This is a genomic window from Vibrio sp. 10N.222.48.A3 (assembly GCF_041475345.1).
Taxonomy (GTDB): domain Bacteria; phylum Pseudomonadota; class Gammaproteobacteria; order Enterobacterales; family Vibrionaceae; genus Vibrio; species Vibrio tasmaniensis_A.
The window spans coordinates 1-427 of the sequence record NZ_JBFRVX010001204.1 but is presented as its reverse complement, the minus strand read 5'-3'; the positions used below and the strand labels follow the sequence as shown (position 1 = coordinate 427).

At 42.9% G+C, this 427-nt stretch carries 1 protein-coding gene; it reads right to left on the bottom strand.

The window, feature by feature from the left end:
* Positions 1-65: 65 nt before the first annotated feature.
* On the bottom strand, positions 66-427 hold a 362-nt coding region (locus AB4653_RS25060), incomplete at its 5' end, for a helix-turn-helix domain-containing protein (RefSeq protein ID WP_372105579.1).

Below are 427 nucleotides of genomic sequence, written 5' to 3'. Positions count from 1 at the left end.
AAATGGAACTGAGAGGGAGGCCAGATTGTACTTAGCCCAAAATTGTATTCAGTCCAAAACTACACTTAGTCCAAAATTGAACGTTGGTAAATCTTCGGCGTAAGACCAGACACACGCTTAAACGCCCGAGAAAAGTGAGAGATGTTGGTGTAGCCGAGTTGGCTAGAGATGTAGGTCAGCGTGTGTCCTTCTTCCATCAGCTCACATGCGACTGAAAACATTAGGTTTTCTTTGATTTTTCGATAGGTCGTATTTTCATTTTTGAGTTTGCGTTGAAACGTTCGCACAGAAAAATTGAGCAGTTCAGCCGCTTCTTCAAATGAGAGATCTTGTTCTTTCATGTAGGGCTTGAGTAGCTCATAAACGCTATCGGTAAAGCTGGTGTGCCACTCAATAAGAGTCGGTTTAGCACTGAGTTCTTTAGAGG